This is a genomic window from Kitasatospora sp. NPDC059571, from assembly GCF_042735675.1.
Lineage (GTDB): Bacteria > Actinomycetota > Actinomycetes > Streptomycetales > Streptomycetaceae > Kitasatospora.
The window spans coordinates 11,344-19,190 of record NZ_JBHWBW010000113.1; the positions used below are offsets into that span (position 1 = coordinate 11,344).

General features: G+C 77.4%; 9 protein-coding genes. 4 read left to right on the forward strand and 5 right to left on the reverse strand.

Annotated elements, in window-relative coordinates; all coding sequences use genetic code 11:
* Together ACFV0G_RS15635 and ACFV0G_RS15640 are read right to left on the reverse strand one after the other, a co-directional pair.
* A partial coding sequence (locus tag ACFV0G_RS15635; RefSeq protein ID WP_380546898.1) for an NAD-dependent epimerase/dehydratase family protein occupies positions 1–900 on the reverse strand: 900 nt, incomplete at its 3' end.
* 178 nt (positions 901–1,078) lie between these two features.
* Positions 1,079–2,218 carry an MFS transporter gene (locus ACFV0G_RS15640; RefSeq protein ID WP_380546912.1) on the reverse strand — a complete coding sequence of 380 codons (1,140 nt, stop codon included), beginning with the start codon at positions 2,216–2,218 and terminating at the stop codon, positions 1,079–1,081.
* Between the two features lie 293 nt (positions 2,219–2,511).
* On the opposite strand from ACFV0G_RS15640, the gene ACFV0G_RS15645 reads away from it, so the two are divergent.
* Positions 2,512–3,696, forward strand: coding sequence for an ROK family protein (locus ACFV0G_RS15645; protein WP_380546914.1), 1,185 nt, complete (start codon positions 2,512–2,514; stop codon positions 3,694–3,696).
* A gap of 199 nt (positions 3,697–3,895) precedes the next feature.
* Positions 3,896–4,336, forward strand: coding sequence for a VOC family protein (locus tag ACFV0G_RS15650; protein ID WP_380546900.1), 441 nt, complete (start codon positions 3,896–3,898; stop codon positions 4,334–4,336).
* Positions 4,337–4,343: 7 nt separating this feature from the next.
* On the opposite strand, the gene ACFV0G_RS15655 is transcribed toward ACFV0G_RS15650, so the two are convergent.
* Entirely contained in the window at positions 4,344–4,937 is a 594-nt protein-coding gene (locus ACFV0G_RS15655; RefSeq protein WP_380546902.1) for a DUF4259 domain-containing protein, read from the reverse strand.
* A complete protein-coding gene (locus ACFV0G_RS15660; RefSeq protein ID WP_380546904.1) occupies positions 4,850–5,764 on the reverse strand; it encodes a LysR family transcriptional regulator in 915 nt (304 codons plus the stop codon). The genes ACFV0G_RS15655 and ACFV0G_RS15660 overlap by 88 nt, the downstream gene beginning before the upstream one ends.
* A gap of 252 nt (positions 5,765–6,016) precedes the next feature.
* Between ACFV0G_RS15660 and ACFV0G_RS15665 the strand changes: the two genes are divergently transcribed.
* Entirely contained in the window at positions 6,017–6,397 is a 381-nt protein-coding gene (locus ACFV0G_RS15665; protein ID WP_380546906.1) for a RidA family protein, read from the forward strand.
* Positions 6,398–6,443: 46 nt separating this feature from the next.
* Here ACFV0G_RS15665 and ACFV0G_RS15670 read toward each other — a convergent pair whose 3' ends face one another.
* Positions 6,444–6,659: a hypothetical protein gene (locus tag ACFV0G_RS15670; protein ID WP_380546908.1), complete on the reverse strand. Its 216-nt coding sequence runs from the start codon at positions 6,657–6,659 to the stop codon at positions 6,444–6,446.
* A 230-nt stretch (positions 6,660–6,889) separates the two neighbouring features.
* Between ACFV0G_RS15670 and ACFV0G_RS15675 the strand changes: the two genes are divergently transcribed.
* Complete coding sequence (locus ACFV0G_RS15675; RefSeq protein WP_380546910.1) at positions 6,890–7,774, forward strand: PhzF family phenazine biosynthesis protein; 885 nt, start codon at positions 6,890–6,892, stop codon at positions 7,772–7,774.
* Positions 7,775–7,847: the final 73 nt, after the last annotated feature.

The following is a 7,847-nucleotide window of genomic DNA, read 5'->3' on the forward strand; positions in this document are numbered from 1 at the left end:
CGCCGCCGGGCGCTGATCGGGGCCGGCCGGGCCGCCGTGCCGTGGACGGGGGCCGGGTTCGCGCGGGCGCGGGCCGCCGGGCGGGGGGCGGGCGGCCGGGGCGGGCCGGGGCCCCACGGGCACCGCCGGGCGGGTCACCCGCTCCACGGCCGCCACCACCTCCCGCATGCTCGCCGGCGTCGCCCCGACGTTCCAGACCCGGAAGCCGCCGTGCCCAGCGAGCACCGGCCCGGCGGCCAGCGCCCGCAGGTAGGCCTCGGCGATGTCGTCCACGTGCACGAAGTCCCGCACCACCGAGCCGTCCCCGTTCAGTTCCAGGTACGGGTGGCGCCCGGCCGCGACCGCCAGCGCCCGCGGGACGATCCGTGCCTCGTCGGTGTCGTCGCGGCCGACCGCGTTGAAGCAGCGCAGCACCGCGGCGGAGATCTCGCCGGCCCCGGCCGCCTCCCGCAGGGCCTCCTCGGAGGCGAGCTTGGAGGCGCCGTACGGGTTGCCGGGCGCCGGCTCGGTCCGCTCGTCGATCGGCCCGTGCTCCGGTGCCCCGTACACCGCGGCGGTGGAGCCGAACACCACCTGCGGACGGTCGCCGCCGCGCGCCCGCAGGGCGGCCAGCAGGGCCGCCGTACCGCCGAGGTTGACGCTGCGGTAGTCGTCGGGGCGGGCCGCGGACTCGTACCCGCGGGTCAGCGCGGCGAGGTGGCAGACGGCGGCCACCCCCTGCAGGGCCGGGGCGAGCGCGGCGGCGTCCCGCACGTCCGCGCGGAGCACCCGGGCCGCCGGCAGCCCCGCCGCCCCGGTCGCCCGGCTGCTCAGCGCCCACACCTCGTGCCCCGCGTCCGCCAGTCGGCGGACCACCGCCCTGCCGACGAAGCCGAAGGCCCCCGTCACCAGCACCCGCACCCGCGCCCACTCCTCCGTCGCCCGGCCCTGCCACCGGGATCCCCCGGGGCCGGTCACCCATGATGCCCTGGCGGCGGGGCCGGTCCGGCCGTCCCCCGCTTCGAGCGGTCGCCGTCGGATCCCGGCGGGCCCGCCCTCGGCCTCGGGCGGGCGGCCGTCGGCTCCGGACGGGCTGCCGTCAGGTCCGGGTGGGGCGGCCGACCACCAGGGCCAGCAGTCCGGCCAGGGCGGCGGCCGCGGCGACGCTGGTGAGCGCGACCGGCAGGCTCACCGCGTCGGCGAGGAAGCCGATCACCGGCGGGCCGATCAGCATGCCCGCGTAGCCGAGTGCCGAGGCGGTGGCGACGCCCTGCGGGCCGCCGACCGCGCCCGCGCGGCCGATCGCCAGCGGGAAGACGTTGGCCAGGCCCAGGCCGACCAGGACGAAGCCGCCGAGGACGGCCGGCACGGTCGGGGCCAGTGCGGCGATCAGCATTCCGGCAGCCGCGGTCGCGCCGCCGAAGAGCATCACCCGGGTGGCGCCGAGCCGGATCGACAGCCAGGTGCCGCCGACCCGGCCGGCGGTCATCGCGAAGGCGAAGGCCGCGTAGCCCGCTGCCGCCAGACCGGCGCTCGCGTGCACGTCGTCGGTGAGGTGCAGGGTCGCCCAGTCGGCGAGGGCCCCCTCGCCGTACGCGGTGCACATCGCGGTCAGGCCGAGCAGCACGACCAGCAGCCGGACGTGCCGGCCGGCCCGGTTCGGGCCGGCGGCGGCCGGTGCGGCGGCCGGTGCGACGGGAGCCGGCCGCGCGGTGCCGCGGAGCAGGACCGCGCCCGCCAGCGCCGTCACCAGCAGGCCGAGCGCGCCGCCGAGGGCCAGCGCCCAGGCGGCACTGAGGGTGCCCGCGAGCAGCCCGCCGACGGCGGCGCCGAGCAGTCCGCCCAGGCTGTAGCCGGCGTGGAAGCTCGGCATGACCGGGCGCCGGAGTTCGGCGACCAGGTCGACGGCCGCGCTGTTCATGCTGACGTTCGCCGCGCCGTAGCCGGCGCCGAAGAGCAGCAGGACGCCGCCGAGGGCGGCCACCGAGTGGGTGTGCGCGGGCAGCGGCACCGCGAGGCTGAGCAGCGCCACCGAGGCGACCGACACCTGCCGGCTGCCGAACCGGATGCAGAGCCGTCCGACCAGTGCCATGGTCGCGACCGCGCCCGCCGAGATGCAGAGCAGGGCGAGGCCGAGGGCGCTGTGCGTGGCGTGCACCTGGGCGCGGATGTCGGGGATCCGGACGACCCAGGCGGCGAACAGGAAGCCGTCGACGGCGAAGAAGGCGGTCAGCGCGATCCGGGCGGCGGACCAGGCGCCGGCCGGGCGTGTCGTGCCCGGGCGGCCGGCCGCGTCGGTCGTGGGGCTGCCGGCGGAGCCGCTGTCCAGGGCGTTGTCGAGGCCGTTGTCGGCGGTGCGCGGCGTGTCGGCGGTGGTGCGGTCGGCGGCGGAGGATCGGGCATCAGTTTTGTTTACTAGCGGCACAAAGTCAGAATAGGGGAGTGCCCACCTCACCCACAAGTGCGCAGCCCCCGTCCGGTGCCCGGTCGGCGGCCGAACCGCGCCGCAGCGCTCCGGACCGCGGCCGCACCCTGCTCGGACCGGCCCTCGCGCTGATCCACACCGGTCAGGCGCCCACCCGGTCGGCCCTCACCACGGCCCTCGACGTCACCCGCGCCACCGCGGGCGCCGTCACCGGCGAACTCGAGGCGCTCGGCCTGATCACCGTCGACTCCCGCCCGGCCGGCGGCGGCCGCGGCCGGCCCTCGCACCGCCTGGCGATCGACCCGGCCGGTCCCGTCGTGGTGGCCGCGCAGATCCACGCCGACGGGCTGAGCGTGGCGCTGTCCGGGCTCGGCGGCCGCCTCGACACGCCCCGCTACCTCCCGCTGCCCGACGGCACCGACCCGGTCCGGATGCTGCGCGCCGTCGCCGAGGCGGGCGCCGCCCTGGCCCGCGCCTCGGCCCGGCGCTGCCTCGGGGTGGCGCTGGCCCTGCCCAATCCGGTCACCGAGCCGGACGGCACCGCGCTCGCCGCCCTGCACTTCGCCTGGCCGAGCGGCACGCCGGTGGCCGACCTCTTCGACCAGGAGGTGCGCCGCGCCGACTTCGGCCCGCGCGCCAGGACGCCGCTGCCCAGTGCCGTCGCCAACGACGCCAACCTCGCCGCGCTCGCCGAGCACCGGCACGGCGCCGGCCGCGGCGCCCGCCACCTGCTGCTGGTGACCTCCGGGCACCGCGGCGTCGGCGGCGCCCTGGTCATCGACGGCCGGCTGCACACCGGCAGCGCCGGCCTCGCCCTGGAGGTCGGCCACCTGACGGTCGACCCGCTCGGCCGTCCGTGCGCGTGCGGCAACCGCGGCTGCCTGAACGCCGAGACCGACCCGGAGGCCCTGTTCACGGCCGCGCACCGGATCCCCGATCCGGCCGGCCCGCTGCTCGGCCAGGCCCGCCTGCTGGCCCGCTCGGCGGCCGGCGACGCGGCCGCGGCGGCGGCGGTCGAGCACGTCGTCGACCGCCTCGGACTCGGCCTGGCCGGACTGGTCAACATCCTCAACCCGGACCGGATCGTGCTCAGCGGGCTGCACCTGGACCTGCTGGCGGCCGCCCCCGAGCGGCTCGCCGCAGTGGTCGCCGACCGCTGCCTGTGGGGCCGCAGCGGCCGGGTGCCGATCGTCCCGGCCCAGGTCGACCACGCCGGGCTCGCGGGCGCCGCGGAACTCGCCTGGGAGCCCTACCTCCACGACCCACAGGCGGTCCTGGCCGGCCGCTCCTGACCGCGCCGTCGACCGGGGCCCACCGCGGGCCGCTCACCGGCGCCCGCCCGCAGCGGGCCCGCGGCCGACCGGGGGCGCGGGCCGATCGGGTGCCGGGCGACCCGTGGGACGCGTGGCGTGTGCCGCAACCCGTGCGGCGGCGGACCGGCCGCCGGTAGCGTAGAGGGGTCGGTGCAGCCCCGGGGAGGGAGACCGGACGGTGCGGTACCAACTCGACCACGTAGTGGTGTGGGTGGCGGATCCGGTCCGCTCCGCCGCCTTCTACCGGGACGTCCTCGGGCTGGAGCCCGTCCGGCTCGCCGAGTACCGGGACGGGCTGGCGCCGTTCGTGAGCGTCCGCCTCACGGCGGGGACGATCCTCGACCTCACCCCGCTCGCCGTCGCCCCCCAGCTGGACGCCGGCCCGGGCGCGGCCGGGAGCGCCGGCCACCGCATCAACCACATCTGCCTGGCCACCGGCGCCGAGGACTTCGAGGCGCTGCACGCCCGCCTCACCGCGGGCGGCCACCCCGTCACGCCGTACCGCGAGAACTCCTTCGGCGCCCGCGGGATCGCACCGCGCACCTTCTACTTCGCCGACCCGGACGGCAACGTCCTGGAGATCCGGCACTACGCGGACGGACTGTCCGAGGATCTCTGACGATAAGTCAGTGGCCGGGGTCTCCCTGGGCCGTGGGGTGGGCGAGGACTGCCCGGAGGCGGCTGATGTCCTGGCGCCACGGCCCGTCGACCGTCTCGCCCCAGAGCTGTGCAGGCTCCGAATCCGCCGCGGCCGCCCGGTCGAGGGCTTCGACCGCGAGGGGCCGGAGGTCGGAGGCGAGGACCGGCAGCGCCTCGTCGGGGCCGTGGACGGCGGCGACCGGCTCACCGCCCGGGCACTGCCCCGCGACGAGAGCGGCCGCGGCCACCGCCTCCGCCCCTTCCGGGCTGTCGAGACAGCCCCGGGCCGCCGCCGCGGGGGCGAGCGCGCTCCGGACGAGGCCCTCCCGCTCGTCCGGGGCCGCCTCGTCCAGGGTGTGCGCGAAGTCCGCGGCCGTGTCGTTCTCGAAGGGACCGATGTCCCACGTGCCCGTGGTGATCTCCTTGTGCCGCCGTGCGGGGATCGTCGCACCGGGTGCCGACAGCGCGGCCGGGCAGGGCCCCTGGCGGCGGCTCAGCGCGCGTGCTCGCTGCTCGGGCGGACGGTGCGGGCGGCGGCGAGGAAGCGCGGCAGCAGCGGGTCGGGATTGCCCTCCCGCCACGCTGCGGCGACGGTGGAGCGGGCCGTGTCCGGGGTGATCCGGCGGTGGACCACGCCGCGCAGCCGGATCCGGCGTACGCCCTCCGGCGCCAGCGAGACGCCGAGCCCCGCCGCGACGAGGGCGCTGACGGTCGGCCACTCCACGGCCCGCTGGACCACCCGCGGTTCGAACCCGGCGTCCCGGCAGATGCCCACGATCCGGTCGTGCACGGTCGGCCCGCAGGACCGGGGCAGCAGGACGAACGGCTCGTCCGCGAGCGCGGCGACCGCCACCCGGCGGCCCGCCGCGAGCGGGTGGCCGGCGGGCAGCACGGCGACGAACCGCTCCGCGAAGAGCTCCGCCACCGCCAGGCCCGGTTCGGCCGGCGGCTCGCGCAGCAGGCCGACGTCGATCGCCCGGTCCTGGAGTGCGGCGACCTGGGGCGCCGTGGTCATCTCCCGGATGTCCAGCTCGACGCCGGGGTGGTCGGCCCGGAAGGCACTCAGCAGCCCGGGCAACAGGGTCGGCGCGAGCGAGGCGGCGAAGCCCACCCGCAACCGGCCCGCCCGTCCGTCGCCGACCCGGCGGGCCGCGGCCAACCCGTCGGCGACCTCCGCGAGTGCGCGCTGCGCCGCCGGCAGCAGCTCCCGCCCCGCCGCGGTCAGCGCGACCCGGCCCGGGCCGCGGACGAACAGCGGATGGCCGACCTTGAGCTCCAGGCGGCGGATCTGCTGGCTCAGCGGAGGCTGGGCGATGCCGAGCCGTTCGGCGGCGTGCGCGAAGTGCAGTTCCTCGGCCAGGACCAGGAAGGCGTGCAGATGGTGCAGAGCGAGCTCGGGGCGTTCCATATCCCCAGGGATATCAGTACCGTCGCCGCAGAGTATTGGACGTATCAGCCGGCTGCTCCCTACCGTCGCGGCATGAGCGAACTCCCGATCCCGATCGCGGTCCCGACCGTCCCCACCCGGGCAGCGACAGCGGCTCCCGCACCGGCTCTGGCTCCGGCTCCTGCCCCGGCTCCGGCTCCCGCACCGGCTCCGGCGCCGGGCAGCGGGGGCGAGGCTGCCGGGCCCGCCCGGTGGCCGATCCTCGGCGGCTCGGTGTTCGAGGAGCAGATCGGCTACGCCCGAGCCGTGGTCGACGGCGACCGGGTCCACGTCTCCGGCACCACCGGCTTCGACTACGCCACCATGGGGATCTCCGACGACGTGGTCGAACAGGCCGAGCAGTGCCTGCGCACCATCGGGGCCGCGCTGGCGTCGGCGGGCTGCACCTTCGCGGACGTCGTCCGGGTGCGGTACCTGCTCCCGGACCGGGAGGACTTCGAACCGTGCTGGCCGGTGCTGCGGGAGTGCTTCGGAGCCGTCCGGCCGGCCGCCACCATGATGGTCTGCGGGCTCGCCGACCCCCGGATGAAGATCGAGATCGAGGTCGACGCCCGGCGCCCGCCGCACGCGCAGGTGCCCGTCCACCCCTTCTGACGGGATGTCCGGGCACCGGGCCGTCCGGCCTGCGCCGGCGGCGGTCTCACACGGAGTAGCTCAGCCGGCCCGCGGTGCGGCGGCGCAGCAGCCGCAGCAGCGGGGCCGGCCGATCGGCGGGCGGCTCACCACCGCGGGCGAGGCTGGCGAGCCGGTCGGCCTCGTGCCCGAGCAGCCGCGCCGGGGCGCCGGTCCCGCGGTCCCGGTCACGCTCGCCGGAGAGCTCCACCAGGGCGGCCACGAGCATGGAGTAGTCGCTCATTCTGAGTTCCTTTCAGCGAATTTCCTCTGTCCCCAAGGATGGCAACCCGTCATGACAGAGGTTTTGCAGGCGGATCTCGTTCGAGTGGCCGATCGGCGAACGGACGTTTCGGATCGGTGACCGGCCGGCCTGCGGTGTTACGGCCGCCCGCGCCGGACCGCTGTGCGGGAGGTCGGGCCGGGGCTGCTCGGGCCGGGAATCCCCCGTGGGCGCGGGACGTTCAGCCGGGCATGACGATTCCCCCGGGCACCGAGATCCTGCGCTACGCCGCCTTCACCGCCGACCCCGCCGGCGGCAACCCGGCCGGGGTGGTCCCCGACGCGACCGGCCTGGGGGACGACCAGCAGCTCGCGATCGCCGCCGACCTGGGCTACTCCGAGACCGCCTTCCTGACCGCGCTCGGCGACCGGGGCTACGGTGCGCGGTACTTCAGCCCGCTCGCCGAGGTGCCGTTCTGCGGGCACGCCACGATCGCCGCGGCCGTGGCGCTCGCCGAGCGGACGGGCCCCGGCCGGCTGCGGTTCGAGACCCGGGCGGGCACCGTGCCGGTCGACGTCGCCGAGGGCCCGGGCGGCACCCTCGTGGCGACCCTGACCAGTGTCGAACCGTCGGTCGGGCCGGTCTCCGACGCCGACCTCGACGAGGCGCTCGCCGCCCTCGGCTGGAGCCGGGCGGACCTCGACGGGAGCCTGCCGCCCCGGATCGCCTTCGCCGGGGCCCGTCACCTCGTCCTCGCCGCGGCGACCCGCGAGCGCCTGGCGGACCTCGCCTACGACTTCGACCGGCTGGCCCGCTTCATGACCGGGCTGGACCTCACCACGCTGCAGCTCGTGCACCGGGCGGGGCCGGACGTCTTCCACGTCCGCGACCCGTTCCCGGTCGGCGGGGTCGTCGAGGACCCGGCCACCGGCGCGGCGGCCGCCGCGTTCGGCGCCTACCTCCGTGAGATCGAGGGCCTGAAGGAGGGCGAGCTGACCCTGTACCAGGGCGACGACCTCGGCCGCCCCGGCGTTCTGCGGGTCCGGATCGACCGGGAGGACAACCGCATCCGGGTCAGCGGGACGGCGGTGCCGATCCCGGCCGACGAGGCCGATGCCGCCGGCGGCCTCGGCTGAGCCCTTCCGGCGAGGTGCCCGGGACGCCGTGCGGCGGGCGGCGGTGGGCGCGCCTACTCCCGGGGGAGTAGGC

What these genes read in the sequence shown, in the direction of transcription:
- ACFV0G_RS15675 (WP_380546910.1), top strand. Translation starts at nt 6,890, where the DNA reads ATGACGATTCCCCCGGGCACCGAGATCCTGCGCTACGCCGCCTTCACC.
- ACFV0G_RS15670 (WP_380546908.1), bottom strand. Translation starts at nt 6,659, where the DNA reads ATGAGCGACTACTCCATGCTCGTGGCCGCCCTGGTGGAGCTCTCCGGC.
- ACFV0G_RS15660 (WP_380546904.1), bottom strand. Translation starts at nt 5,764, where the DNA reads ATGGAACGCCCCGAGCTCGCTCTGCACCATCTGCACGCCTTCCTGGTC.